The sequence below is a fragment of the Paenibacillus montanisoli genome (genome assembly GCF_003268025.1).
GTDB lineage: Bacteria > Bacillota > Bacilli > Paenibacillales > Paenibacillaceae > Paenibacillus_Z > Paenibacillus_Z montanisoli.
Genome location: NZ_QLUW01000005.1, coordinates 435,027 through 461,579 on the forward strand (window position 1 = coordinate 435,027; position 26,553 = coordinate 461,579).

28 protein-coding genes, 1 tRNA gene and 1 rRNA gene are annotated in these 26,553 nt (G+C 49.4%); 11 read left to right on the forward strand and 19 right to left on the reverse strand.

Annotation, left to right across the window (positions count from 1 at the left end):
* Positions 1 to 40: 40 nt before the first annotated feature.
* The 3 genes from rpsR to rpsF are packed head-to-tail and all read right to left on the reverse strand — an operon-like array spanning position 41 to position 1,197.
* Positions 41 to 319 carry a 30S ribosomal protein S18 gene (rpsR, locus tag DL346_RS24675; protein ID WP_090649321.1) on the reverse strand — a complete coding sequence of 93 codons (279 nt, stop codon included), beginning with the start codon at positions 317 to 319 and terminating at the stop codon, positions 41 to 43.
* Between the two features lie 18 nt (positions 320 to 337).
* Entirely contained in the window at positions 338 to 871 is a 534-nt protein-coding gene (ssb, locus tag DL346_RS24680; RefSeq protein WP_112885046.1) for a single-stranded DNA-binding protein, read from the reverse strand.
* Between the two features lie 41 nt (positions 872 to 912).
* A complete protein-coding gene (gene rpsF, locus DL346_RS24685; protein ID WP_112885047.1) occupies positions 913 to 1,197 on the reverse strand; it encodes a 30S ribosomal protein S6 in 285 nt (94 codons plus the stop codon).
* Between the two features lie 234 nt (positions 1,198 to 1,431).
* Between rpsF and DL346_RS24690 the strand changes: the two genes are divergently transcribed.
* Positions 1,432 to 1,611, forward strand: a complete 180-nt coding sequence (locus tag DL346_RS24690) for a YjzC family protein (protein WP_112885048.1) — start codon at positions 1,432 to 1,434, stop codon at positions 1,609 to 1,611.
* A gap of 388 nt (positions 1,612 to 1,999) precedes the next feature.
* On the opposite strand, the gene DL346_RS24695 is transcribed toward DL346_RS24690, so the two are convergent.
* From DL346_RS24695 to DL346_RS29600, 3 genes are all read right to left on the reverse strand, one after another.
* Positions 2,000 to 2,090, reverse strand: a tRNA-Ser gene (locus tag DL346_RS24695).
* Positions 2,091 to 2,145: 55 nt separating this feature from the next.
* Positions 2,146 to 2,388 carry a DUF951 domain-containing protein gene (locus DL346_RS24700; protein ID WP_112885049.1) on the reverse strand — a complete coding sequence of 81 codons (243 nt, stop codon included), beginning with the start codon at positions 2,386 to 2,388 and terminating at the stop codon, positions 2,146 to 2,148.
* 60 nt (positions 2,389 to 2,448) lie between these two features.
* Positions 2,449 to 2,688 carry a putative Se/S carrier protein gene (locus DL346_RS29600; RefSeq protein ID WP_276311582.1) on the reverse strand — a complete coding sequence of 80 codons (240 nt, stop codon included), beginning with the start codon at positions 2,686 to 2,688 and terminating at the stop codon, positions 2,449 to 2,451.
* Positions 2,689 to 2,867: 179 nt separating this feature from the next.
* On the opposite strand from DL346_RS29600, the gene yyaC reads away from it, so the two are divergent.
* Positions 2,868 to 3,461, forward strand: coding sequence for a spore protease YyaC (gene yyaC, locus DL346_RS24710; protein WP_112885051.1), 594 nt, complete (start codon positions 2,868 to 2,870; stop codon positions 3,459 to 3,461).
* On the opposite strand, the gene DL346_RS24715 is transcribed toward yyaC, so the two are convergent.
* The 12 genes from DL346_RS24715 to rpmH form a co-directional block, all read right to left on the reverse strand.
* Positions 3,430 to 3,927, reverse strand: a complete 498-nt coding sequence (locus DL346_RS24715; RefSeq protein ID WP_112885052.1) for a DUF4446 family protein — start codon at positions 3,925 to 3,927, stop codon at positions 3,430 to 3,432. The two genes, yyaC and DL346_RS24715, sit on opposite strands and share 32 nt — an antisense overlap.
* A 29-nt stretch (positions 3,928 to 3,956) precedes the next feature.
* Positions 3,957 to 5,129, reverse strand: coding sequence for an aminotransferase class V-fold PLP-dependent enzyme (locus tag DL346_RS24720; protein WP_112885053.1), 1,173 nt, complete (start codon positions 5,127 to 5,129; stop codon positions 3,957 to 3,959).
* Between the two features lie 127 nt (positions 5,130 to 5,256).
* Complete coding sequence (locus DL346_RS24725) at positions 5,257 to 6,108, reverse strand: ParB/RepB/Spo0J family partition protein (protein ID WP_112885054.1); 852 nt, start codon at positions 6,106 to 6,108, stop codon at positions 5,257 to 5,259.
* Positions 6,089 to 6,862: a ParA family protein gene (locus DL346_RS24730; RefSeq protein WP_112885055.1), complete on the reverse strand. Its 774-nt coding sequence runs from the start codon at positions 6,860 to 6,862 to the stop codon at positions 6,089 to 6,091. The genes DL346_RS24725 and DL346_RS24730 overlap by 20 nt, the downstream gene beginning before the upstream one ends.
* 205 nt (positions 6,863 to 7,067) lie before the next feature.
* Entirely contained in the window at positions 7,068 to 7,892 is an 825-nt protein-coding gene (gene noc / locus DL346_RS24735; RefSeq protein ID WP_112885056.1) for a nucleoid occlusion protein, read from the reverse strand.
* 157 nt (positions 7,893 to 8,049) lie between these two features.
* Positions 8,050 to 8,772, reverse strand: coding sequence for a 16S rRNA (guanine(527)-N(7))-methyltransferase RsmG (gene rsmG / locus DL346_RS24740; protein WP_112885057.1), 723 nt, complete (start codon positions 8,770 to 8,772; stop codon positions 8,050 to 8,052).
* A 2-nt stretch (positions 8,773 to 8,774) separates the two neighbouring features.
* A complete protein-coding gene (gene mnmG, locus DL346_RS24745; RefSeq protein WP_112885058.1) occupies positions 8,775 to 10,664 on the reverse strand; it encodes a tRNA uridine-5-carboxymethylaminomethyl(34) synthesis enzyme MnmG in 1,890 nt (629 codons plus the stop codon).
* A gap of 34 nt (positions 10,665 to 10,698) precedes the next feature.
* Positions 10,699 to 12,078: a tRNA uridine-5-carboxymethylaminomethyl(34) synthesis GTPase MnmE gene (mnmE, locus tag DL346_RS24750; RefSeq protein WP_112885103.1), complete on the reverse strand. Its 1,380-nt coding sequence runs from the start codon at positions 12,076 to 12,078 to the stop codon at positions 10,699 to 10,701.
* Between the two features lie 79 nt (positions 12,079 to 12,157).
* Positions 12,158 to 12,832 (reverse strand): RNA-binding cell elongation regulator Jag/EloR, encoded by a 675-nt coding sequence (gene jag / locus DL346_RS24755; RefSeq protein WP_112885059.1) that lies wholly within the window; start codon positions 12,830 to 12,832, stop codon positions 12,158 to 12,160.
* The gene (locus DL346_RS24760) at positions 12,829 to 13,605 is read right to left on the reverse strand and encodes a YidC/Oxa1 family membrane protein insertase (RefSeq protein WP_112885104.1); all 777 of its coding nucleotides are present in this window, start codon (positions 13,603 to 13,605) and stop codon (positions 12,829 to 12,831) included. The genes jag and DL346_RS24760 overlap by 4 nt, the downstream gene beginning before the upstream one ends.
* A gap of 137 nt (positions 13,606 to 13,742) precedes the next feature.
* Positions 13,743 to 14,090: a ribonuclease P protein component gene (gene rnpA, locus DL346_RS24765; protein WP_112885060.1), complete on the reverse strand. Its 348-nt coding sequence runs from the start codon at positions 14,088 to 14,090 to the stop codon at positions 13,743 to 13,745.
* 80 nt (positions 14,091 to 14,170) lie between these two features.
* Positions 14,171 to 14,305, reverse strand: coding sequence for a 50S ribosomal protein L34 (gene rpmH, locus DL346_RS24770; protein ID WP_112885061.1), 135 nt, complete (start codon positions 14,303 to 14,305; stop codon positions 14,171 to 14,173).
* 638 nt (positions 14,306 to 14,943) lie between these two features.
* Here rpmH and dnaA point away from each other — a divergent pair.
* The 6 genes from dnaA (at position 14,944) to gyrB (ending at position 21,338) form a co-directional block, all read left to right on the forward strand.
* Complete coding sequence (dnaA, locus tag DL346_RS24775; RefSeq protein WP_112885062.1) at positions 14,944 to 16,296, forward strand: chromosomal replication initiator protein DnaA; 1,353 nt, start codon at positions 14,944 to 14,946, stop codon at positions 16,294 to 16,296.
* 244 nt (positions 16,297 to 16,540) lie between these two features.
* Entirely contained in the window at positions 16,541 to 17,683 is a 1,143-nt protein-coding gene (gene dnaN / locus DL346_RS24780; RefSeq protein WP_112885063.1) for a DNA polymerase III subunit beta, read from the forward strand.
* Between the two features lie 17 nt (positions 17,684 to 17,700).
* On the forward strand, positions 17,701 to 17,916 hold the full coding sequence (yaaA, locus tag DL346_RS24785; protein ID WP_112885064.1) for a S4 domain-containing protein YaaA: 216 nt from the start codon (positions 17,701 to 17,703) through the stop codon (positions 17,914 to 17,916).
* 54 nt (positions 17,917 to 17,970) lie between these two features.
* Complete coding sequence (gene recF, locus DL346_RS24790; protein WP_112885065.1) at positions 17,971 to 19,080, forward strand: DNA replication/repair protein RecF; 1,110 nt, start codon at positions 17,971 to 17,973, stop codon at positions 19,078 to 19,080.
* A 33-nt stretch (positions 19,081 to 19,113) separates the two neighbouring features.
* Positions 19,114 to 19,362, forward strand: a complete 249-nt coding sequence (gene remB / locus DL346_RS24795) for an extracellular matrix regulator RemB (RefSeq protein ID WP_112885066.1) — start codon at positions 19,114 to 19,116, stop codon at positions 19,360 to 19,362.
* Between the two features lie 65 nt (positions 19,363 to 19,427).
* On the forward strand, positions 19,428 to 21,338 hold the full coding sequence (gene gyrB, locus DL346_RS24800) for a DNA topoisomerase (ATP-hydrolyzing) subunit B (protein ID WP_112885067.1): 1,911 nt from the start codon (positions 19,428 to 19,430) through the stop codon (positions 21,336 to 21,338).
* Positions 21,339 to 21,392: 54 nt separating this feature from the next.
* On the opposite strand, the gene DL346_RS24805 is transcribed toward gyrB, so the two are convergent.
* Entirely contained in the window at positions 21,393 to 22,145 is a 753-nt protein-coding gene (locus DL346_RS24805; RefSeq protein WP_112885068.1) for a YheC/YheD family protein, read from the reverse strand.
* 387 nt (positions 22,146 to 22,532) lie between these two features.
* Between DL346_RS24805 and gyrA the strand changes: the two genes are divergently transcribed.
* The 3 genes from gyrA to DL346_RS24825 form a co-directional block, all read left to right on the forward strand.
* Entirely contained in the window at positions 22,533 to 25,022 is a 2,490-nt protein-coding gene (gyrA, locus tag DL346_RS24815; protein ID WP_112885070.1) for a DNA gyrase subunit A, read from the forward strand.
* A 39-nt stretch (positions 25,023 to 25,061) separates the two neighbouring features.
* A complete protein-coding gene (locus DL346_RS24820) occupies positions 25,062 to 26,141 on the forward strand; it encodes an HD-GYP domain-containing protein (RefSeq protein ID WP_112885071.1) in 1,080 nt (359 codons plus the stop codon).
* 339 nt (positions 26,142 to 26,480) lie between these two features.
* A 16S ribosomal RNA gene (locus DL346_RS24825) occupies positions 26,481 to 26,553 on the forward strand; the annotation flags it as partial.

A 26,553-nucleotide genomic window follows, 5' to 3' on the forward strand; every position in this document is an offset into this window, starting at 1 on the left:
AAAAAGGCAGCCGGGATCGGCTGCCTTTCTGTTGTACGTCCTATTCCGTTGTATATGGCAACAGCGCTACTTGACGGGAGCGTTTGATCGCGATCGTCAAAAGGCGTTGATACTTCGCGCTTGTTCCAGTTACACGACGTGGCAAAATTTTGCCGCGCTCGCTGATAAATTTACGAAGCAGGTCCGTATCTTTATAGTCGATGTGTGTAATTTTGTTAGCAGTGAAGAAGCATACTTTACGGCGTTTGTTACGGCCTTTACGGCCGCCGAATTTGCGTTCTGGACGCTCGTCGCCACCATCTCTTTGCTTAAAGCTCATGTTCATCCGTCCTTTCAATTAGAATGGCAAATCATCTTCCGATATATCGATCGGGCGTCCGTCATCTGAGAACGGATCACGATTGTTGTTGTTCCTTGGTGTGCCTCCCGAACGGCCTCCGCCTTGCGAATTGCCGCCACCGCCGAAGCCGCCTTGCTGGTTGCCTCCGCCGTAGCTGCTGCCGCCGCCATAGCTTGGAGCGCCTTCTTCACGCGGACCATTATCACGGTTACCGGATTCCAAGAAACGAACGTTGTCGGCAATGACTTCCGTCACGTAGACGCGCTTGCCTTCGTTGTTTTCGTAATTCCGCACCTGAATACGGCCTTCAACCGCCGTTAAGCGGCCTTTGCGCAAATAGTTCGCACAAGTTTCAGCAAGCTGCCGCCAAGTGACGATCGGAATAAAATCCGCCTCGCGTTCACCTTGACCGCCGCTTGTAAACGGACGATCCACCGCAAGCGTAAATTGCGTTACCGCAACGCCTGCCGGCGTATAGCGCATTTCAGGATCCTTTGTTAATCTGCCGATGAGAATAACGCGGTTCAACATCGTCTATCGCCTCCAATCGAAACATCCTTGCGTTGATGAGACTAAGCTACATCTTTAGTGACCAAGAAACGGATAACTTCATCCGTAATCTTCATGACGCGGTCAAGTTCAGCAACAACTTCTGGAGTTGCGTTGAAGCTTACCAGTACGTAGATACCGTCACGAATCTTGTTGATCTCATACGCAAGGCGGCGCTTGCCGAGCACGTCATGCTTGACGATTTCTCCGCCGTTTCCGATGATTGCTTGGAACTTTTCAGTCAGAGCTTGTACTTGCTCTTGTTCCACATCCGGACGAATGATGTACATCAATTCATATTTGCGCATTTATTTCACCTCCTCTTGGACTGTGCGGCCCCCATATGGGAGCAAGGAGCGAGTTAATTTCTCGCATACCTGAATACTATACCAAACTTAGCACCTGCTTGACAAGTGCCCATTCTGACGCATAACCTGCCTCATTCTTCCGTTCATGATCCTCCTTCAATCGTTGCACACTATAGTTCGGACGGGCACTTTACCGTCCTCAGTCGTGTAACAGCCATGGAGGTGTAATTCATTATGGGTGAATGGACAGAATTTCGAGAAGGCGACCGTGCGCCTAACGACGGCATGTACATTGAAATCGGCGAAGCGTCTTTCCATATGGGCGTCAATAAGCCGCAGAAGATCCAGCTGAAGAAGGGCGATAAGTTCCCTGCTCTTTCGAATAAGGATCGCAAGTGGAAGAGATTCCACTGAACGAACAACCCCGGCTTGATGCATGATCATTTTAAAATCGCTGTATAGAAAAAGCACAGTCTGTGCATTATAGTTTGTGACGGTGTAAAGAGAGGTGTGGTTCCATTGAACCAATGCGTGCACGAACCTCAAGGAGATCTTGTCCACTCAGCATAGAAGCGGAGGGTTGTGCCAAAGACCAGTGTCTGTAACACACGCACACCGATTAAAAATCGGTGAACCAAGGTTTCTTACGAAGTTGTAGTGATGACTGTTTTCTAAATCAAACACCGTTGGAGAAGGGCTCGCGAGAGCCCTTTTTTCCATTGTTTCGCTTTTTCACAGTTGCTGTCTCATTCAATTCGAACAACAAAAAAACGACCTCTTCAGGTCGTTGGTTGATTAAGTATGGCGGAGAGGGTGGGATTCGAACCCACGCACGCTGTGACACGCCTAGCTGATTTCGAGTCAGCCCCCTTGGGCCTCTTGGGTACCTCTCCATATATGTCGGTCAGCAAAAATTATATTACCACGGGACTTGTACAAATGCAAGCGCTAATTTTTCGCTTGTTCGTTTCCGCCTTCTTCCTCGTTTACACCCTCAGCAGATTTTGATCTCAACACCTTCTTCATGTTCTTCTCGAATTTAGCACGCGGTATAAGTACGCTGTGTTTGCACCCGACGCATTTGATGCGAATATCCATCCCCATCCGGATGATCTCCATCTCGTTCGTTCCGCAAGGATGCTGTTTTTTCATTTGGACGACATCGCCCAGCTCAAACTGCTTCCTCTCCATCGCAATCCGCTCCCCTAATCCAATGTTTGCTTCTTTATCTTTATCGTATCTGTTCGAACCTCATAACTCAATGGGCTCGTACCGATCCTCAATCCGCCGGAATATCCCTCTGATCTCTACCTGTTCCCCAGTGATGACTTCTTTCACGGCTAGCAAATCCGACTCAGGAAAGTGGATTGAGAGTGCACAACCAGCGGTTATTTGCTTCGGAGTAGGACAGATATCTATTTCAATCTCTGCATATTCTAATAGCATCTCCGCCCGCAGCGCCTGCTGGGTAGAGTCAAAGGCTATAAGCACGCATCGCACCTCCAGACTGATTTTATTGCGTTTCGTTAGGGCTGCCAAGTATAAAATGGTTGTCTCAACCATATACTAGTAACCAAGCGTCAAGTACAGCCGCTCTATCATTTTGCATGAAGTCTAGCACGCGTTTTATCCAGTTATCGTAATTCATAGAGTTGGCGGGAGGGGAATCTATGAAATTGCCAGGAATGAAAGAAACACCGCTCAAAGTACCGTACACGGAGCCTAATATCAACGGACTTCTGATTAATCGCATCACGTACCACCTCGACAGTATTCCTGCCGATCGCAGGCTTGTCGTGGTTTGCGTGGGCACAGACCGTTCCACCGGCGATTCGCTCGGCCCGCTTGTCGGCACGTCGCTCAGCAAATTCCGCAGCCCCTTCTTCGATCTATATGGCACACTGGAAGAACCGGTCCATGCCATGAACCTGGATGAAACCTTATTCGACATCAACAAGTACATCCGCAAGCCTTTTGTCATTGGCATCGATGCTTGTCTAGGCCAAGCCGCGAGCGTTGGTTGCATCCAAGTCGGCACGGGACCTGTTCGCCCAGGAGCCGGCGTTAATAAAGATCTTCCTCCCGTCGGTGACATTCATATTACCGGAATCGTTAACGTGGGTGGATTTATGGAGTACTTCGTCCTTCAAAACACGCGCCTTCATCTCGTTATGCGAATGGCCGATATTATTTCGCACAGCCTGTTCTCATCCATTATGAAATGCGTTCGCCCTACTTCGATCCCCGCTGCGACGCAAGATTGATCGCTTCGATTTCTTCCGGCGTCAGCGGATATTTCGATTGTCCTTCTTGAACCGGCTTCGCGTACAAAAACGTATTCTCGCGGCCATGGATGCCGCTTAACACCATTCCATCTTCGGCATCATCTATAACCGCAATCGAGAAGCTAAGATCGCTCCCGCGCTCCGCAAACGCATTATAACGATGAATGCCGATGTTCCCTTTCTTTTTCTTCAACGTATCATTCAAGGATCTAACGCTCTGCTTCAGTTTGTTCTGTCCTTCTTCTTGTTCGGCCAATCGTTGTTTCAAATCAATGATGACGCTCTCCAGTTCCTCTACGCCTGCACCGCTCATAAATTGCTTGTAGCTTTTCCTCAACCGCTTCAACTTACTGCCAATGACAAAACTGCGAACCACCAAAATAAGCACGACCAGCAGCAAACCGGCCGTCACCCAATCCGACGGTGTATCTATAAGTTGATCCATGATGCTTAGCTCTCCCCACTTATCCCACTTTAGCTGTAATGCTGCTTAATTTCTTTTACAGCCGCAATGAATGCTTCAACTTCTTGTTGCGTAGTGAAGCATCCGACACTTGCCCGTATTGCCCCTGTATCCACCGTCCCCGCTGTCGCATGTGCAAGCGGCGTACAATGAAATCCCGTTCGAACGGCGATCTGATAATGCTGGTCCAAAATAAAACCAATCTCGGACGGGTCGGCCCCATGCATAACAAAGGATACAATTCCCGTCCGCGGCTTCCCAAGTTCCGGACCCAGAATTTTCAGCCCATCAATGGCAAGCAGCCCCTCCATCATTTGCTGCGTCAGCGTCCATTCTCTAGTATGGATGTTTTGTACCGTCTCATGCAGAATATGCTGAATACCAGCTTTCAACCCATTAATGCCAGCGGCATTTTGCGTTCCTGCCTCATACCGATCCGGACGCACTTTTGGCTGCTCAATCGCTTCCGATTGACTGCCCGTCCCACCGTGCAGGAGAGGCTCCAACTCCAAATTGGGGTGAATGTACAGCCCGCCTGTCCCCTGCGGCCCCAGCAGCCCTTTATGGCCCGGAAACGCGAGCATATCAATCCCCATCTGCTCAACGTCGATCTCCAGCAGCCCTGCTGTCTGCGCTGCATCTACAAGAAGTTTAACGCCGCGCTTTCGCGAGATTTCACCGATTTCGGCAACCGGGAGTATAGTACCTAACAGATTCGAACTGTGATTCACGACGACAAGCTTTGTATTGGACTGAATAGCAGCTTCGATCTGTTTGGCATCCAATTCGCCGAATTGGTTAGGTTCAACATAGGTGACCTCAATCTCCATGAATCGCTTCAAATATTCCAATGGCCTTCTTACCGAGTTATGTTCCACAGCAGTTGCAATTACATGATCTCCACTGATTAACAACCCTTTAATCGCGGTATTTAACGCCATAGTCGTATTCAGTGCGAACGCAATATCGTTTGGATTGGAGACATGAAACAGTTTCGACAACGCTTTTCTTGTATTAAACAAGATCCTGCTCGCCCGCACCGCCATCGCATGACTGCCTCTGCCCGGATTCGCCCCATCCTGCTCCATCGCGTCCATAACTGCCTTCAGCACCTCCGGCGGCTTCGGCCAAGAGGTTGCGGCATGATCAAGATAAATCAATTTCCGTTCCGACGTTCGCTCCATTTCAATCCCCTCCTCAAACAAACCGATCATTTCTGCAATCCTAACAATAGCATACTCGATTGGTACGCCCGCATCAAATTCGGACTCCGCCAATCGAGTATGCTATTTAGGTTGTTGGCTATTCGAATTAGGACAACTGCTGCAACAGCTCCAGCAACCGTTCTAAATCTTGTTTGTTGAAGTAAAGGAGTTCAATACGCCCTTTATCTTTCTGCTGTTTGATTTTAACCGTTGTCTTAAACTGCTCGCGCAGTGTTTCCTCGAGTTGATCGATATAAGGATCCCGTTTTTTCGAAGGAAGCGGCTTCGCCTTTGCAGCTGCAGGCTGATCCAAGTTCTTAATTGCTTCCTCCAATTGGCGAACGCTCCACTCATTCGTTATCGTTAACTCTGCAAGCTCTTTCTTGCGCGCATCTTCCTTCACTCCCACAATTGCCCTTGCATGACCCATTGAAATTGTTCCACGTGAAACATTATCTTTGATCTGCTCTGGCAGCGACAGCAAGCGAAGGAAGTTTGCAATATGCGATCTGGACTTCCCTACTTTCATGGATAATTCTTCCTGAGTAAGATTGAACTTGTCCATTAACGCTTGATATGCAATCGCAAGCTCCATTGCATTGAGATCCTCGCGTTGAAGGTTCTCGATTAGCGCAATCTCCATAACCTGCTGATCCGTAAAGTTGCGAACGACTGCTGGGATCGTTGTATTACCGCAAAGCTGCGATGCACGGAACCGTCTTTCGCCGGCGATAATTTCATAGCCTTTGAGAACCGTTCGGACAATAATCGGTTGAATAACGCCATGCTGCTTGATGGATTCTGCTAACTCCTTAATTGCATCATCATCAAACGTTTTACGCGGTTGATACGGATTCGGACGCAGTTGAGATATCGAAACCTCAACCACCTTGTCGTCCTCGCTTACAGAAAGCGATGGAATAAGCGCATCAAGTCCTCTACCTAGCCGCTTGCTCATACATTATCACTTCCTTCGCGAGTTCAAGATACACCTCTGCCCCTTTGGATCTTGGATCGTAAGTAATGATCGACTGTCCATGCGACGGAGCTTCACTTAAGCGGACGTTCCTCGGGATAATCGTTTGATAAACCTTCTGTTGAAAATATTTCTTAACTTCTTCAATAACTTGAATGCCTAGGTTCGTACGGGCATCAAACATCGTGAGCAGAACGCCTTCGATCTGCAGCGAAGTGTTCAAATGCTTCTGTACAAGACGAACTGTATTTAACAGCTGGCTAAGACCTTCCAGCGCGTAATATTCACATTGTATAGGGATGATAACAGAATCCGATGCCGTCAACGAATTAATTGTTAGAATACCAAGCGACGGAGGACAATCGATAAGAATGTAATCATATTGGTTTTTCACAAGCGAAAGCGACTTTTTTAGACGCTGTTCACGAGAAATCGTAGGAACAAGTTCAATCTCTGCACCGGCCAATTGGATGGTTGCAGGGATTATATTAAGTCCTGGTATATTAGTAGGGCAAGTAGCGTCTTTCGGGTGGACATCATTAATAAGCACATCATAAATGCAATGTGCCACGTCTGCTTTATTAATCCCGATTCCGCTTGTCGTATTTCCCTGAGGGTCAATATCGACGAGCAATACTTTTTTGCCAAGTGAAGCTAAACACGCGCCCAGATTCACGGACGTGGTCGTTTTTCCGACACCGCCCTTCTGGTTCGTTATTGCAATCGTTTTAGACAAACCGTTCACCTCTATGCTGATTACTTAGTGATGCTATGAACCGTAGGTTTTGTTCAGATCTTAAGAATGTGAAAACCACACTATACTTCACTTATTATTTAATAGAAAGAACTTGCACGTCTTAGAGAGATGGCGACAGCCACTTCTTCTTGTTTAATGAAAATGACGATGCCGTCCATGGTTCGGACGGCTGTCTGAATCGCTATTATCGTTTCGGAATTTTGATGACAATCTCGTAGTGATCCTCGTGGTCTTGTTCTTTGGTTTTGATTTGCATGCCGGAACCCGAAACCATTTCAATCGATTGCCGAATCGTGTTTAGCGCCAGGCGCACATCCTTCGTGAATGAAATCCGTTTCGGCTTCTTTGCTTCTTTGGCCGCTTCTTTATAGAAAGCTACTCGCGCTTCCGTTTGTTTGACATTTAGTTCTTTCGAAACTATGTCTTCCAACACCTTCAATTGCAGCTCTTCCGACTCAAGCGATAGTAACGCTCTTGCGTGACGTTCAGTAATTTTGCGTTCCATCAAGGCATTCTTGATCGTATCACCGAGTCCAAGCAGCCTGATTTTGTTTGCAATCGTAGATTGGCTCTTTCCAAGCCGCTGCGCCAAACTTTCTTGCGTCAAATTGTGAAGATCGATCAATTTCTGATAAGCGACTGCCTCTTCAATGGAGGTTAATCCTTCACGCTGAAGATTCTCAATCAATGCAATGGAAGCTGCCTGTGAATCATTGAATTCGCGGATAATAGCAGGAATCGCCTCAAGACCGAGCTTCTTAACCGCACGGTAACGCCGCTCTCCTGCAATGATTTCATATCTGCCGCCGCGCTGACGCACAACAATTGGTTGAATGATACCGTGTGTACGGATGGTCTGGCTAAGTTCTTCGATACGTTCATCATCGAATACTGTCCGCGGCTGGTATGGACTCGTATCCACATCTGCAATCGAGAGCTGTTTGACTTCGTCTTGACTTGTCGTTTTCGGATCGCTTAATCCGAATAATCGCGAGAATTGTTCTTTCATATTGTCAACTACCACCCGATTTCAAAGTGCCGAGGATTGTCGTTCTTACTTAATTCGTCGGCTTTTAATTGATTTCCTGCTTGACAGAGAGATAATATGTGACAATTCTTTATCACCACAAAATTGTTCCACGTGAAACATAATCAAACAACATCAATTATAAAATAGGCTGTTTCAACGGCAAACCCGCTTTTCTAGGATATTTAGCCGGTGTCGCACCATTCTTCTTCATCAGTAGAATATGACGGTCCGATTGTTCGAATGGCAGCTTCAAATGTTCGATCGAGGTAAGCTTAGCTTTTAATTCCGTCATACTTCTCTTCGCCTCATTCACTTCATCAGCTGGATCGGCACCTTTCATCGCCGCAAACACGCCGCCATCACTGACAAAAGGAAGACACAACTCGTTTAACCCGCTTAGTCTTGCGACGGCTCTTGCCGTTACAATGTCATACGCATCCCGATGTGGAGCTAGTCGAGCGATATCCTCCGCACGGCCATGCACACATTGCACTTGTTCGAGCTTCAAAGCTTGGACGACATGCTGCAGAAACTGAATTCGCTTGTTCAATGAGTCTACAATCGTTACCCTCAGATGCGGGAAACAAATTTTCAAAGGAATGCTCGGGAATCCGGCACCGGAGCCGATATCAGCCAATGAAGAGGCCTGATCCATCTTCACAAAAAAAGAGAGGGTCACGGAATCGTAGAAATGCTTCTCATACACCGCTTCCCTCTCCGTTATGCCGGTCAAATTCATTTTCTCGTTCCATTCGACAAGCAATTCATAATACGTTTGGAATTGCTCCAGCTGGAGCGGCGAAAGTGCCACTCCATGCTCTTCAAGCAACCCGGTAAACCAAATTTCAGTTGAATTCATAGTTACCCCCGTGCCGCAATAACCTTGTTATAGTGCTCCAGATAAACGAGCAGAATCGAAATGTCGGCCGGCGTTACGCCACCGATTCTAGAGGCTTGCCCAATCGAGAGCGGTCGGATATTGGACAAATTCGTCTTCGCTTCTTTTGAAAGGTTGGTAACGGCATGGTAATCAATGTCATCCGGAATCCGCTTTTTCTCCATCTTCGCCAGACGTTCGACTTGAAGCTGCTGCTTCTCGATGTAGCCTGCATATTTAATCTGGATTTCAACTTGCTCCTTCATATCTTCGGACAGTTCCTCAGTCGAAGGAGTCAATCGCTCAATCATTTCGTACGTAATTTCCGGACGGCGCAGCAGTGATAATCCATCTGTCGTCTGACTGATCGGCGCCGATTGAACTTCCTCCAACAGCTGCAGCGTCGCTTCATCCGGACGGATCTTAACGGTTCTCAAACGCTCGATTTCCTCTTCCACCATCAGCTTCTTCTTCGTGAACTTCTGATAGCGCCCTTCAGAAATAAGTCCGATCTCATAGCCTGTAGGCGTTAGACGAAGATCGGCATTGTCATGTCTAAGCAGTAATCTGTACTCCGCCCGGGAAGTAAGCAGACGATATGGTTCCGTCGTACCCTTCGTCACCAAATCATCGATCAGAACACCAATATAGCCTTGCGAACGGTCAATAATAATCGGCTCTTTATCCTGCGCCTTGCGAGCTGCATTGATGCCGGCCATAATGCCTTGCCCTGCCGCTTCCTCATAACCGGACGTGCCGTTGATTTGCCCGGCCGTGAACAAACCAGGCACTAGCTTCGTCTCAAGAGAAGGCCACAGCTGCGTCGGCACAACCGCATCATACTCAATGGCATAGCCGGTACGCATCATCTCGACTTTTTCCAAACCCGGGATGGAGCGGAGAATGCTTAGCTGCACATCTTCGGGCATGCTTGTCGAAAGACCTTGTACATAATACTCCGACGTGTTCTTGCCTTCCGGCTCAAGAAAAATCTGATGCTTCGGTTTGTCGGCGAAACGGACGATTTTATCTTCGATCGATGGGCAATAACGCGGACCCGTTCCTTCAATCGCACCGGAAAACATAGGCGCGCGGTGAAGGTTGTCACTGATGATCTTGTGCGTTTCCTCAGATGTATACGTCAGCCAGCATGGCAGCTGTTCATTATCGGAATACTCCGTTTCGTAGGAGAAAAACTTCGGCTTCTCATCCCCCGGCTGAATCTCCGTTTTGGAGAAATCAATCGTATCCTTATGCACGCGAGGCGGCGTTCCGGTTTTGAACCGCACTAGCTGCAGTCCAAGCGCACGCAGGCTTTCGGACAGCTTAACCGAAGGCTGCTGGTTGTTCGGACCGCTCTCATACATCAGCTCGCCCATGATGACTTTACCGCGCAAATACGTCCCAGTCGTCACCACGACCGCTTTCGCGCGATATTCCGCCCCGGTTTTCGTCACAATCCCGACGCAAGCCCCATTTTCAATAATTAGCTCCTCCGCCATGCCTTGTCTCAGCGTCAAATGATCCGTTTCCTCGATCGTCTCCTTCATGAAGTGCTGATACAGAAACTTATCCGCCTGGGCACGGAGCGCATGTACGGCAGGCCCTTTCCCTGTATTAAGCATCCTCATTTGGATGAACGTTTTATCGATATTGCGTCCCATCTCGCCGCCAAGCGCATCAATCTCACGTACGACATGACCCTTCGCCGGTCCCCCGATTGACGGATTGCAAGGCATAAATGCAACCATATCCAAATTGATCGTCAGCAGCAGCGTCTCGCAGCCCATCCGGGCGGCAGCAAGCGCGGCTTCACAGCCTGCGTGTCCCGCTCCAACGACGATAACATCAAAATCCCCTGCATGGTAACCCATTACCGTATCCCTCCTTGCCTCTCCACCATCAAAATTATTTACCTAAACAGAACTGAGAGAATATTTGATCAATCAGCGAATCCGACACCGAATCGCCTATTAATTCGCCTAATTGCTCCCATGCAGTACGCACATCAATTTGCACAATATCAATCGGAATGCCGTTTTCTGTCGCATCTATGGCATCGACAAGCGATTGCCGCGCATGTCCAAGCAGCGTAATATGACGAACATTGCTGACATATGTCAAATCAGCGGACTCGATCTCCCCGCCGAAGAACATTCGTTTAATAACTTCCTCCAATGCTTCAAGCCCTTGCTCGTGCAGCACAGACAGCCGAACAATAGCATCCGCAGGAAAAATCGACTCTACCTCAGCCGTATCCATCACGACGGGTAAGTCCGTTTTATTCAGAAGCACGATAACCGGCCTGTTGCTCAGCTGCTCCATCAGCAACCGGTCATCGGGATGAAGCGGCTCATTGACATTCAGTACGAACAAGATCAGATCCGCTTCCTCAAGCGCAGAACGCGACCTCTCAACTCCGATGCGCTCCACCACATCCGCCGTTTCCCGAATACCCGCCGTATCCAGCAATCGCAGCGGTATGCCACCCAGCGTTACGTACTCTTCGATTACGTCGCGGGTCGTGCCAGGAATGTCCGTTACGATCGCTTTATTCTCTTGCACAAGCGCATTAAGCAGAGAGGACTTGCCGACATTAGGCCGGCCGACAATGGCGGTCATAATGCCTTCTCTTAGTATCTTGCCTTCGCTTGCCGTTTTTAACAACCGGTCGATTTCCGCGCATGCTTCGCCGCATCTTTCACGAATATAAGCGCTAGTCATCGATTCGACATCATGCTCAGGGTAGTCAATATTGACTTCGATATGCGCCAACAGTTCGATCAGATTATGTCGAAGTGCCTTAACTTTTTTCGACAGCATCCCTTCCGCTTGCTTCATCGCCACCGAGAATGCACGGTCAGACTTCGATCGAATCAAGTCGATAACCGCCTCAGCCTGCATCAGATCGATCCGCCCATTGAGGAAAGCCCGTTTCGTAAATTCGCCCGGCTCAGCAAGCCTTACGCCGCCGGATCGCAGCATCAGCTCCAACACGCGCTTAACCGCGACAACGCCGCCATGCGTGCTGAGCTCAACTACATCCTCTGCCGTGAATGAACGCGGCCCGCGCATAATCGTCAACAGGATCTCCTCTACCGTTTCACCGTTGGCCGGATCGACAATATGCCCATAATGAACGGTATGCGAATCGGCCGCGAAAATATTCGATTTGGAGCGAAAGCATTTCGCGCATTCGGTGATCGCGTCAGGTCCACTTACCCGTATAACGGCAATGCCGCCCTCTCCGACAGCAGTCGAAATGGCGGCAATCGTATCTTGTATCATCATTGTATTTTCCCTCGTAGTTAAAAAAATGAGCAATGACCATGAAGAAGCCATTGCTGGAAAAGAGCAGTATGCGTACTTACTTAAGCGTAATGACTACGCGGCGATTCGGTTCATCGCCTTTGCTGAAGGTCTTCACCTTCGCATGGTTTTGCAGCTGCGAATGGATGATCTTCCGCTCGTGCGGGGACATCGGCTCCAGTACGACTTCCTTGCGCGTACGGATGACATGCCCCGCTAAACGGTCAGATAAATCCTCGAGCGTCTTCCGGCGACGCTCGCGAAAATCCTCTGCATCGAGCACGATGCGAAGATGGCTGTTGGAATAACGGTTGGCCACAATGTTGGTCAGATACTGCAGTGCGTCAAGCGTTTGACCCCGGCGCCCGATCAGCATTCCGAGATCGCCGCCGCCCGATAACGCGAGGACGAGTCCTTCTTTCGAATCGTTACGTGTAATCGTAATGTCAAGCCCCATCGTTCTTGCCACTTCGGAAATGAACCGTTCCGTTTCATGGAGCGGATCCCTCACTGCTTCTGCGGCCACCGCAGGCTCTGACGCCTTTTCCTGCTCAACCGCAGGGACGATTACCAGCTCGACCTTCGCAGCGCGCGCGCCGATCAAGCCGAACAAACCTTTAGACGGTTTCTCCAAAACAGTTACGTTAACGCGATCCGCCGACACTTGCAATTCCGTCAAACCGTTTTGTACAGCATCTTCGATCGTTTTGCCCGATGCGACGATTTTCTTCATTTCGCAGGTACACTCTCCTTGTCCTTAGATGAAGTGCGTACATATAGGAAATAATTTTGCACAATGGTATAGATGTTACTGAACACCCAGTAAAGCGGAAGTGCCGCCGGGAACGACAGCGCCATAACGAAGATCAGCACAGGGAAAATCATCATGATTCCCTGCATAGCCGGCATTGTCTTCTGCTGGGACGACATCATTTTGGACTGAATGAACGTTGTAATCGCGGCCAGGATCGGGAGCACATAAGTGTGGTCCTTCTGACCGAGCTCCAACCAAAGGAAGGTGTGCTCGCGGATGTTCTCGTTCATATAGATCGCATTGTACAGCGCGATGAAAACCGGCATTTGGATAAGCAGCGGCAAACAGCCTGCAAGCGGGTTTACCTGATGCTGCTGGAACAGCTTCATCGTTTCTTCTTGCTGCTTCTGCGGGTTATCCTTGTGCTTCTCCTTCAACTTAGCAAGCTCCGGCTGAAGCGCCTGCATCGCCTTCGAGCTTCGGTACTGTTTAATGGTAAGAGGGAGAATCAGCGTTCTGACGATGACCACCATGAGCAGGATCGCAAGGCCATACTCGCCGCCGAACCATCTTGCAAAGGCTTCAAGCAGCAACGCAAAATAATAAACAACGTTTCGCTCCCAGAAGTTGCCGTGCTCTAGGTCATCCATCGAGACCGTGTGAGTAGCGGATGAACAGCCGCTCAGAAAAAGCATGACCGCAATTAGAGCAATTGCCGTCAGCCAGGTTCGTTTCGAAATACGGGACAACATGTAAATCTCCTCTCTGGATACCGTGGCAATAAGATCCTTCAAAACTAAGGACCTCTGCGAATTCATTCACGTAAACTATATCACATTTTATGGCACAAAGAAACAAGCCTCCCTCCGCATTAAAGCGATTACACGCCTTAACGCGGACTCTTCAGAAGCCCTGCCCGTTTCAGCACATGGAGCATGCTTTTTTCGAGTTCCTTCATCTCAAGACCTACAGCCGGCTTCCTCACAATGACGATTAAATCCAGCTGCCCGGTAATCCGGTCCTTCTGATGCCGGATAATTTCCTTAACAAGGCGCCGCATTCGATTGCGAACGACGGCATTCCCTATCTTTTTGCTAGCCGATACGCCTAGCCGCAATGGGTCGGCCTGCTGCTGGCGCGACCAATAAACGACAAACTGGCTGTTAGCGAACGATTTGCCGTTCCGGTAAATGCGGCTGAAATCTTCGCGGTTACGCAATCGCAGTTTTCTTTGCACGGGTGCACCTTCACCGAACCTTTATTTCTTTATTATTCCCGTAAAAATGAAAAAAAGACCACGTAATGTGGTCTTTAGGGTTACGCGCTCAGTACTTTTCTTCCCCGTTGACGGCGGGCTGCTAGCACTTTACGTCCGTTTTTCGAAGCCATACGCTTGCGGAAGCCATGTACCTTCTTACGTTTGCTAACGTTCGGTTTGAATGTCGGTCTCATTATCAATGCACCTCCCTACACAAATTCACCTTACATATCTCTATCGTCCGGCGCAATTAGCGATCGTCAGTTTTTTCTTAGCCTGAACAGCTGCGCAGTCTCGATAGTCAAGCCACGAGCGTCCATCCGCGAAAAAACGCCTTTTTCAATTAAACCACAGCCCCCCTTGGAAGTCAACCGAAAACGCCGGTGGGAAGAGTCGCCAATACCTGAACGATTCCCGAGTTGTGGATAAACGTATAAAAGCACCCTGGATGACGATAAATTAATAACATGTGGATGAATTTATCGGAGATTCCCGTATTATGTCGAATTGGTAACAAGATATAAACAATATCTAGTGTTGTCGATAACTATTATACACAACCTATAGAAAATGTGGATAAAATCAGCGGAATCGTTGAATATCAAGGGTTATAATGCTATGATGAATATGTTTTCTGTGTGGATGACTCCAATTACTCCTCAACATTATTAACAGGCTGTGGATAACAATGTGAACAACATTCATCCCCTTTTGATAATTTATATCTGTCTATCCTTAATAATGTGGATGAAAGTAACCAGAATACCCGATGTTTCGACATCTGCAGCAGGAAAGCGCCGTATGCGGCGAATTGGATAAGGAGTGACAATCTGTGGATAGCCATACGCACGAAATGTGGCATCAGGTGCTGTCAATCATTCAAACGAAGCTCAGCAAACCAAGTTTCGATACTTGGTTCAAAGCAACAAAGGCTTCGTTTAGCGGCGATTCTACCGTAATTGTGACAGCGCCGACGACTTTTGCGGCCGAATGGCTTGAAAGCCGTTATACAAAGCTTGTGCGGACCACACTGCAGGAATTTTACGGGCGTCAGTATGACATTAAGTTTGTCATCGAAGAGAACAAGCCTCCCGAGCCTGCGGAAATCCAGCCCGTCGTATTACCGGCGGTGCAGACAGGGCCGGAAGAGCCCTTCATGCATATGCTCAATCCCAAATATATGTTCGACACGTTCGTCATCGGCGTAAACAACCGGTTTGCCCATGCCGCTTCTTTGGCCGTGGCCGAGGCGCCGGCTAAAGCCTACAATCCGCTTTTCCTGTATGGGGGCGTAGGTTTGGGCAAGACGCATTTAATGCATGCGATCGGGCATTATATTCTGGAACATAACCCCAACACGCGGGTTCTCTATTTGTCTTCCGAGAAATTTACGAATGAGTTCATCAATGCGATCCGGGATAACAAAGGCGAAAGCTTCCGCAATAAATACCGGAACATCGATGTGCTGCTCATTGACGATATTCAGTTTCTTGCCGGCAAAGAACAGACACAAGAAGAGTTTTTCCATACGTTTAACGCGCTTCACGAGGAACGCAAGCAGATCGTCATATCCAGTGACCGTCCGCCAAAAGAAATACCTACGCTCGAAGAACGGCTCCGTTCGCGTTTCGAATGGGGTCTCATGATCGATATTCAGCCGCCGGACCTGGAAACTCGGATCGCCATCTTGCGTAAGAAAGCCAAGGCCGAGAACCTGGACATTCCGAACGAGGCCATGGCTTACATCGCAAGTCAGATCGATACCAATATCCGTGAGCTTGAAGGTGCTTTAATCCGCGTCGTGGCGTATTCTTCGCTTATAAATCAGGACATCTCGTCCCATTTGGCGGCCGAAGCGCTCAAAGATATTATTCCAACCAGCCGGCCAAAAATGATTACGATGCAGGATATCCAGCAAAAAGTCGGGGAGCTCTATGGTCTCAAGCTAGAGGAATTTAAAGCGCGCAAAAGAACGAAAGCCGTCGCATTCCCAAGACAAATCGCAATGTATCTGTCACGCGAATTGACGGATTACTCGCTGCCTAAGATCGGGGAAGCTTTCGGCGGCCGTGACCATACCACCGTCATTCATGCTCACGAGAAGATTTCGCAGCAGCTGAAAGTGGATTCCGAGCTGTTCAAGATCGTCCAAACGCTGACGGAGAAGATTAAAAACCACACGTAAATAGGAAGACTATGAAAATGACTTCAAAAGTTATTCAAGTCTTCAACATTTAATCAGCAAGCCTATGCACACGCTATACACATGTGGATAGGCTTGCTTTATCCGTGTTTGGACCACTTATCCACATATTCAGCGGCCCTACTACGACTTCTACTAATTTTTAAAATAATTCATCATCAAATATAGGTGACAACGCAGCTTCAACTCGCCGCCGCATTGATACCATCACTTTAGGAGTGAAACTATGAAATTAACGATTCGCAAAGATCAACTTAACGATGCTATTCAGCAAGTATCCAAAGCCTCTTCCTCCAGACCGGCCATTCCGATTCTCGGCGGAATCAAGATCGACGTTACCCACCAAGGCATTACATTAACGGCAAGCGACACGGATATTTCCATTCAAAGCTTTATACCGGTAGAGAATGGTGAATTCGTCATCGCAAAAGTTCAAAAACCGGGCAGTGTCGTGCTGCCAGCAAAGTTTTTCGTTGAAATCGTAAAGAAACTGCCGTCGGACGAGCTCGAAATCGAAGTGAAGGAGCATCATCAAACGATGATTCGTTCCGGTTCGTCCGATATTCAGATGGTTGGCCTGGATCCGGAAGAATTTCCGATTTTGCCGACCATCGAGCAAAGCGAAACCATCTCGGTTCCCGGCGATTTGCTGAAGGCGATGATCAGACAGACCGTATTCGCCGCTTCCACAAGCGAACAAACGCCGATTTTGACAGGCGCGCTGTGGAACTTGACCGAGGGCCAGCTTAAATTCGTGGCCACGGACCGGCATCGTTTGGCCAGCCGCACGGCCGTTGTCGAAACGCCGGAAGGCTACCGGTTCTCCAATGTCGTCATTTCCGGTAAAACGCTGAACGAGCTTTCGAAAATTGTTCCGGATGGTCATACACATGTGGATATCGTTGTCGCGGACAATCAAGTGCTGTTTAAAGTCGGCAACGTGCTGTTCTATTCGCGGATTTTGGACGGGACGTACCCGGACACTTCTAAAATTATTCCGCAGCAGTTCAAAACAGAACTCGTCCTGCACACAAAAAAATTAACGGACGCCATCGACCGGGCTTACTTGATGTCGCGGGAAGAAAAAACGAACATTGTTCGCCTTATTTCGCAAGATGACGGCACAATTGAAATCTCGTCCAGCTCGACCGAGCTCGGCCGCGTAACGGAGAAACTCGATGTCAAAGATATGAACGGCGAATCGCTTCGCATCGCGTTCAACTCCAAATATATGCTCGATGCGCTGAAGGTCATCGACAGCGAATATCTGTTCATCGGCTTTAACGGCGCGATGAGCCCAATTATCATTAAGCCTACCGATCATCCGCACAGCCTGCACTTGATCCTGCCTTATCGGACAACAGGCTAACGAAGGAGAAGCAAACGATGAAACAAATCGGAATTTCGACAGACTACATTGCGCTCGGCCAGTTTTTGAAGCTTTCCGACTGCATTGATACCGGCGGCGCAGCCAAATTCTTCTTGGAAGAAAACGAAGTGCTGATTAACGGCGAACCGGATAATCGGCGCGGCCGCAAGCTGTACATCGGGGATAAGATCGATGTGAAGGGGTTCGGAAGTTTTACGATCGTAAAGCGTTAAGTATCGGCAGGCCAAGCCGCTCGTCAGCAGCTACCGCCGCGGGAGGCTATCGAAGTGCGTTTAACGAAAATTCAATTGCAGCATTACCGGAATTACGAGCAAATCGAGCTTGCGACCGACAGCCAGGTGAACCTTTTTGTCGGCCGCAATGCGCAAGGAAAGACGAATTTGCTCGAAGCGATCTTCGTGCTCGCGCTGACCAAGTCTCATCGGACGAGCAAGGATAAAGAACTGATCGGCTGGCAAGCCAGTGAGGCGCGGATACGCGGGGAAGTGGAGAAACGATATGGTCCGCTGACGCTGGACCTCTCGTTGTCCACGCAGGGGAAGAAAGCAAAGATCAACGGGCTGGAGCAGCGCAAACTGAGCGAATTTATCGGTTCGCTTAACGTGGTCATGTTTGCGCCCGAGGATCTTGAAATAGTGAAAGGCACGCCGGGCATCCGAAGGCGGTTTCTCGATATGGAAATCGGCCAGGTACAGCCCGGTTATTTGCATGCGTTAGGTCAATACAGCAAAGTACTGATGCAGCGGAACAACTATTTGAAAACCGCTGCGCCGGGAAACGCGAACCAAGCGATGATGGATGTATGGAATATGCAGCTTGCCGAGTATGGTGTTAAAATCGTGAAAAAAAGGCAAAACTTCTTAGAGAAGCTGCAAAAGTGGGCACAGCACATTCATGCGGGCATTACAGCGGGCGGCGAGGAGCTGACGATCGTTTACCGGCCCTCCTTCGAGAGCGACCCGACGGAAGATGAAACTATATTATTTGAGCAATTTATGATAAAGTTAACACAAGTAAAGGATCAGGAGCTTCGTCGAGGAATGACGCTCGTTGGTCCTCATCGTGATGATATGGCCTTTTTTATCAATGGCAAGGAGGCCGCCGTTTACGGTTCCCAGGGCCAGCAGCGAACGACAGCGCTTTCGCTGAAGCTGGCGGAAATCGAACTTATCCATGAAGAAATCGGCGAGTATCCGCTGCTGCTGCTCGACGACGTATTGTCCGAGCTGGACCAGCATCGTCAGACGCAGCTAATAGAGACTTTTCAAAGTAAAGTGCAGACGTTCATCACAACGACCGGGCTTGAAAGCGTCAATATCAGCAAGCTCCATGACTCCCGCGTTTACCAGGTGAAGGACGGTCATGTCGAACAGTAAGCCTTAGGGCGTTGCCTACGAGAGGTGGAGGCCATGTACATTCATTTGGGCGGGGAAAAAATTATACGCGCTGCGGAACTCGTAGCCATTTTCGATATCTCGATCGAGCAGTCATCCAAGCTTTCGAAGCAGTTCGTCGCGCAAGCTCGTAAGCGCAAAGACGTTGAAATAATTGGTGAAGAAGAAGCGAAATCCATTGTAGTAACCGAGCACAAAATCTACTATTCGCCGATCTCATCCTCTACGCTGAAGAAACGATCGCACCATTTTGCAACCACCTAGGCGGCAGAGATTTGAAGTGCTGCATAACGCGGCAAGAGTAGTTGAGAGGAGCAGTGAATTAGGGCATGTCGTCGAATCAGCATACGTATGATGAAAGTCAGATACAGGTTCTTGAAGGACTAGAGGCGGTACGCAAACGCCCGGGGATGTACATCGGCTCCACCAGCGGCAAGGGGCTTCACCATCTCGTATGGGAAGTTGTTGACAATAGTATCGATGAGGCGCTGGCAGGCTATTGTACGCGCATCGAAGTTATCATTCACGAAGACAATAGCATCACCGTTATCGACAACGGCCGGGGTATTCCGGTAGGCGAGAACGTCAAACTGAAGAAATCGACGCTGGAAGTCGTTATGACGGTATTGCATGCCGGCGGTAAGTTCGGCGGCGAAGGCTATAAAGTTTCCGGCGGCCTTCATGGCGTTGGTATTTCCGTCGTGAATGCCTTGTCGGAGCGGGTCGAAGTAACCGTTAAACGCGAAGGCCAGATTCATAGACAAGAATATAGACGCGGCGTGCCGCAATATGACCTAAAAGTCATCGGCGAGTCGGATGAAACGGGTACGACCGTTCGGTTCAAGCCGGATGCTGAAATTTTCACGGAAACAACGGTTTATGAGTACGATGTGCTGCAATCGCGTATACGTGAACTGGCATTCCTGAACAAAGGGATCGAGATTTCGCTGCTCGATGAACGGACCGGCGCGTCCAACACGTACAAATATGACGGCGGCATTATCGAGTTCGTCAAATATTTGAACCGCAGCCGCGAAGCGCTCCATGAAGAGCCGATCTATGTCGAGGGCGACAAGGATAACATTCATGTAGAAGTCGCCCTGCAATATAACGACAGCTACACCGAGAATATCTACTCGTTCGCGAATAACATCAATACGCACGAGGGCGGTACGCACGAGTCCGGCTTTAAGAGCGCGCTCACGCGGATTATCAACGAGTATGCCCGCAAGATGAACGTGATCAAAGAGAGCGACAATAACCTTTCAGGCGACGATGTCCGCGAAGGCTTGACCGCGATCATCTCCGTGAAGATACCGGAACCGCAATTCGAGGGTCAAACGAAGACTAAGCTGGGCAATAGCGAGGCTCGCGGTATCGTCGAATCGTTCTTTGCCGAGAAGTTCCAAGAGTTTCTCGACGAGAATCCGGCCGTCTCGAAGAAAATTGTCGAGAAAGGCTTGCAGGCCGCTCGTGCACGCGAAGCCGCGCGTAAAGCGCGGGAGCTCACGCGCCGCAAGAGCGCGCTCGAAGTCAGCGCATTGCCGGGGAAATTGGCGGATTGCTCCTCGAAGGACGCATCCATCAGTGAAATTTACATCGTAGAAGGTGACTCCGCGGGCGGATCGGCCAAGCAAGGCCGGGATCGGCATTTCCAGGCGATCTTGCCGCTGCGGGGGAAAATTTTGAATGTCGAACGCGCGCGTCTAGACCGGATTTTGTCCAACACGGAGATTCGGGCTATCATTACGGCGCTTGGTACGAGCATTGCGGATGATTTCGATCTATCCAAGGCGCGTTACCACAAGGTCATCATTATGACCGATGCCGACGTCGACGGCGCCCACATCCGCACGCTGCTGCTCACGTTCTTCTTCCGCTACATGCGCAAAATCATTGAAGCCGGTTACGTTTATATCGCGCAGCCGCCGCTCTTTAAGATCGAGCGCAACAAAGTGATTCGTTATGCGCAAAGCGAGAAAGAACGCGATGCGATTATCGCGGAATTCGGCGAAGGCGCAAAGGTTAACGTACAGCGGTATAAAGGTCTCGGCGAAATGAACGCTTCCCAGCTGTGGGAAACGACGATGGATCCGGAGAGCCGCACAATGCTGCAAGTGACGATTGAAGATGCCATTGAGGCTGACAATATTTTCGAAACGCTCATGGGCGACAATGTTGAGCCGCGGCGCGAATTTATTCAAGAGTTCGCGAAGTCGGTTAAAAATCTCGACATCTAATCCTGCGCTCGAGCAAAAAAACAAAGCCGTCCGGTCATTCGGGCGGCTTTGTTATTATTTCACTCGTCGGTTGTTCGATTTATGATACCGGTAAATCCGGCGGAAAATGTTTTTATCGGTCAGCTTTCGGAATATATAAGGGTCCGGAATGGTGTTGACCTCCAGGATCCAAGGCCGAAACGATTCGTCGATGGCGACGTCGAGGCCGATTTCCTTGACTCCGACGTAAGTAGCCTGCAGTTGATGGGCGGTGGCCAAGCCAATTTCGGCAAGCCATTGTTTATAGCCGCTCATTTGGGACGGTGTCATGTAAGGCCTCATCAGCTTATCGAAGGAGACGGCTTTTCCGCCGCTGTGACAGTTCGTGACGATTTTCGACGGGTCGCCCAATCTGGCAATAATACCGGTCGTCTCCCACTTTCTCTTCGGATTTTGCTGCACCATGACGCGTACATCGAACCGCCGGCTGTCGTAGGTCAGAAGCGGGATTCCCTGTTGGATCAAGTAGCGGCGCCCTTGAATCGCTTCCTGCAGCGATCTGGCCATGTCCTCAAAAGCGGGGAATGTATTAAGCTTGGTCCCGAGCTGATAGGAATAGAGATTGTCGGCTTGCTTCTCAACCCGGAACACGCCTTTGCCGAAGGTTCCGAGATCGGGCTTGACGTAGAGCATCTGGAGTTCGCCGAGCATTTGCTCAAGGACGGAAATGCTCCACTCGTTGGTGATGGGAATAAGCTCGTTTAGCGCTTCAGACTGCTGCAATACTTTGGTTTTTGCCCATTTGCTGCCGATACGTTGGATGCGCAAGCGATGCCCCGCCTTTCAAGGGGGAAATAGGGATAGCTGCCAAGCCTGCAGGAGACAGAGGTGTCATTCAATGTTATAATAGGGATAATGCCTATTTTTTGCATTCTCCCGGTCATTGTCATGGAGCAGGATCATACCTTGTTAGATTATGGCGAACGGAGTCGCATGGAGTGGGTGTTTGCCTATGTGGAAGAAGTAATTTATGGTAAGAAGGAACTAGGCATGTTTTGCATGACATAACGTTTAAGTTTGGCCGGATTTAGAAAAAATTATAATGGATTCTAGTATTCTGTTATACGAATTATTCCTGCCCTACCGGTGTGGCATGCGATGCATGCGCATTCGAAGGCTCAAGTTGATGGTATATGCAACCCAAGGAGGTCCACGATGGCAGAAGAGAAAAATCTGCAAGTACGCGATCGCGATATCGGTACCGAAATGCGCGAATCGTTTATGGATTATGCAATGAGTATCATCGTAAGCCGTGCGCTTCCGGACGTCCGTGACGGATTGAAACCGGTACACCGCCGGATCTTGTATGCGATGTCCGAGCTTGGCATGTCTCCGGACAAGCCGTATAAGAAGTCTGCGAGAATCGTCGGCGAAGTCATCGGTAAGTACCATCCGCACGGTGACTCGGCCGTGTATGAAACGATGGTTCGGATGGCGCAAGACTTCTCGCTGCGTTATATGCTGATCGACGGTCACGGCAACTTTGGTTCCATAGACGGCGATATGGCGGCAGCGATGCGTTATACGGAGGCGCGCCTTTCCAAGATAGCGATGGAAATGCTTCGTGATATCAATAAAGAGACGATCGATTTTGCCCCGAACTACGACGGCGAGGAGCAAGAGCCGACAGTACTGCCGGCACGTTTCCCCAACCTGCTCGTAAATGGCTTGACAGGTATTGCCGTCGGCATGGCAACCAACATTCCGCCTCATAACCTGACCGAGGTTATCGAAGGCGTTCAGGCGCTTATTCGTAATCCTGAGATTACGCCGCTTGAACTAATGGATTACATCAAAGGGCCGGATTTCCCGACGGCCGCATTCGTCATGGGACGCGAAGGGATGCGCCAAGCATATACGACTGGCCGCGGATCCGTTACGATGCGCGCCCGCGCGACAATCGAGGAGAATGGCGGAAAAGCGCGGATTATCGTGCATGAGCTGCCGTACCAGGTCGTTAAGGCGAGACTTGTCGAGAAAATCGCCGAGCTAGTCCGCGAGAAGAAGATCGAGGGCATTACCGATCTTCGTGACGAGTCCGACCGCAACGGCATGCGAGTCGTTATCGAGCTTCGCCGCGATGTAACGCCGACGGTCGTCTTGAACAACCTGTACAAGCAAACGCAGATGCAGATGAACTTCGGTTTCAACATGCTGGCGCTTGTAAAAGGCGAGCCGCGCGTACTGAATCTGCGCGATATTCTTTACTACTACCTTGAGCACCAAATTGAGGTCATCCGTCGTCGTACGGAGTTTGACTTGAAGAAAGCGGAAGCCCGTGCCCATATTCTTGAAGGCTTGCGCATTGCGCTCGATAATCTGGATGAAGTGATTAAGCTCATCCGTGCATCGCAAACGACGGAAGAAGCGCGCGAAGGCTTGATATCGCGCTTTAGCCTAAGCTTCGACCAAGCGCAAGCGATTCTCGACATGCGCTTGCAGCGCCTGACCGGACTCGAGCGCGACAAGATTGAAGCCGAGTACGCGGAGCTGCTTCGCAAGATCGCGGAATTTAAAGCGATCCTCGCAGATGAGCAGCTCGTGCTTCAGATCATCAATGATGAGCTCGAAGAAGTGAAAGAGAAATTCGGCGATGAGCGCCGTACGGAGCTCATGGTGAGCGAAGACGAGATTCTGGACGAGGACTTGATTCCTCGCGAGGATGTCGTCATCTCGGTAACCCACTCCGGTTATGTGAAACGTTTGCCGGTTACGACATACCGCAGCCAGAAGCGGGGCGGCAAAGGCGTTATCGGGATGGATACGAAGGATACCGACTTTGTCGAGCATTTGTTTGTTTCCAACACGCATCACTACCTGCTCTTCTTTACGAATAAGGGTAAAGTGTATAGGCTGAAGGCGTACGAGATACCTGATCTCAGCCGGACGGCACGCGGTACGCCGATCATCAACCTTATTCAGATCGAACAAGGAGAAACCGTCAATGCGGTTATTCCGGTGGAATCGTTTGAGCCGGACCGTTTCCTGTTCTTTGCGACGAAGCAGGGGATTGTGAAGAAAACGCCGCTGGATGACTACTCCAATATCCGTAAGGTCGGTCTCATCGCGATTAACCTGCGCGAAGACGACGATCTGATCAGTGTGAAACTGACAGACGGCAAGCAAGAAATCATTATGGGCACGAGCCAAGGCATGTCCATCCGCTTCTCGGAGCAGGATGTCCGTCCGATGGGACGTTCGGCAACAGGGGTTAAAGGGATTAGCTCCGACGAAGACGATCAAGTCATCGGCATGGATGTCGTCGTACCTGAGAACGATGTGTTGATCGTTACTGCGAACGGTTACGGCAAACGGACGCCAGTGAGCGAATACCGAAGCCAGACCCGCGGCGGTAAAGGGATTAAGACGCTCAATGTCACGGGGAAAAACGGGGCAATCGTCAGCTTGAGAGTTGTACAGAACGACGAAGACTTGATGATTATGACCTCCGGAGGCACGCTTATTCGTATGAGTATGGCCGGCATCTCCACCATGGGCCGCAACACGCAAGGCGTTAGACTCATTAATATCCGCGATGACGATGCTGTAGCGACGGTAACGCGCGTAGCCCGGAGTGAAGAGGCGGAGAATAGTGAGGATGAGGCCGATGGCGGGGAGACCCTAGGAACGTCTCCAACGGAATAGGCTTTCTAAAGAGTTTTGCAAGCATCGTGGAGGATGACTATGGGGACAGTAGCGGTTTCGCAAGTTAAGCTTGGTGACAAAATTGCGCAGGATGTTCTCACACCGCTTGGCAGCGTGCTTTTTCATAAAGGTAGAGTCATTACTCCGCGCGAGTATGAAATATTGCAAGCTTTCCTGGTCCCTTCTGTAAATATTGATTCCCCCACGGAGAATGCCGATGAAGCGAATCAAGATAAATTTCAGGAGCCAGCAAAGGAAGTTTACATCAAATCGGCACTTATCGAGCAGTATGACTTGACTGTCTTGCTGCTCAAGAAAGTGTTCAACCAAATGATGAGCGGAATGGCATTGCCGATTCTGGATTTGCGCAACCAGCTTGAAGCGTTGCTTGCGCATAGCCACGAATACAAGATGATGACTTTCTCGCCGCAAAACGTGCCCGACGAAGACTATCTGTTCCACAAAAGCGCAATGTCAGCGCTAAGCTGCTATATGCTCGCACAGTGGAACAACCAGCCGAGAAAAGACTGGATGCAATCCGCGCTTGCCGGGCTTCTCCATGATATCGGCAATTCAAAGATCGACCGCAGCATATTGAACAAGCCAACTAAGCTGACGCCCGAAGAAGTCGAGGACATGAAGCGTCATACCGTTCTCGGCTACCAGCTGCTCAAGAATGTCGCGGCGATCAATGAAGGTGTAAAATTAGCGGCATTGCAGCACCATGAGCGGTTTGACGGGAGCGGCTATCCGCTAGGCATCGGCTCGGAGAAAATCCATCCTTATGCCAAGTTTGTGGCGATATCGGATATTTTCAACGCAATGACTATGAAGCGTGCCTATCGTAAGGCAACCTCGCCGTATTTGGTGCTCGAACAGTTGCTTTCGGATTCTTTCGGCAAGCTTGATCCTGCATATGTGCGGATCTTTGTCGAGAAGGCAACACAGTTTAACAATGGTACGATTGTAAGACTCAATGATGGTCGAATCGGCGAGATCATCTTCTCCGACCGCGATCATCCGACTAGACCATGGGTATCCGTATCGGGGACGATCGTAAACCTAGTCCATGAACGCCGGTTCTATATTGAAGAAGTGCTGTCGAAGCACCAATCATAAACTTTATTAAATTGAGGCTTGACCTCTTTTAACGAACTGTGTTATATTACTTCTTGCCGCTTTTGAGGCAGATAAATATAACACAGTTTTTTATTTGAGAAGATAAAAAAAAGCTTGCAATGATGTAGGCGAATGTGATATATTAATCAAGTCGCCGCTGAGACATGGGCGAATGAAACGAATGAATTTGTTCCTTGAAAACTGAACAATGAGCGACCTGTCAATAGGTTTTAAAAACGGTGAAACGATGTTAGTCACTTATGTGACGAAGCGAGTTTCAACGAGAGCTAGTTTTTGAATGAGCTAACAAGCGAATTCATAAATGATCTTCGGATCACTTTTATGGAGAGTTTGATCCTGGCTCAGGACGAACGCTGGCGGCGTGCCTAATACATGCAAGTCGAGCGGATCT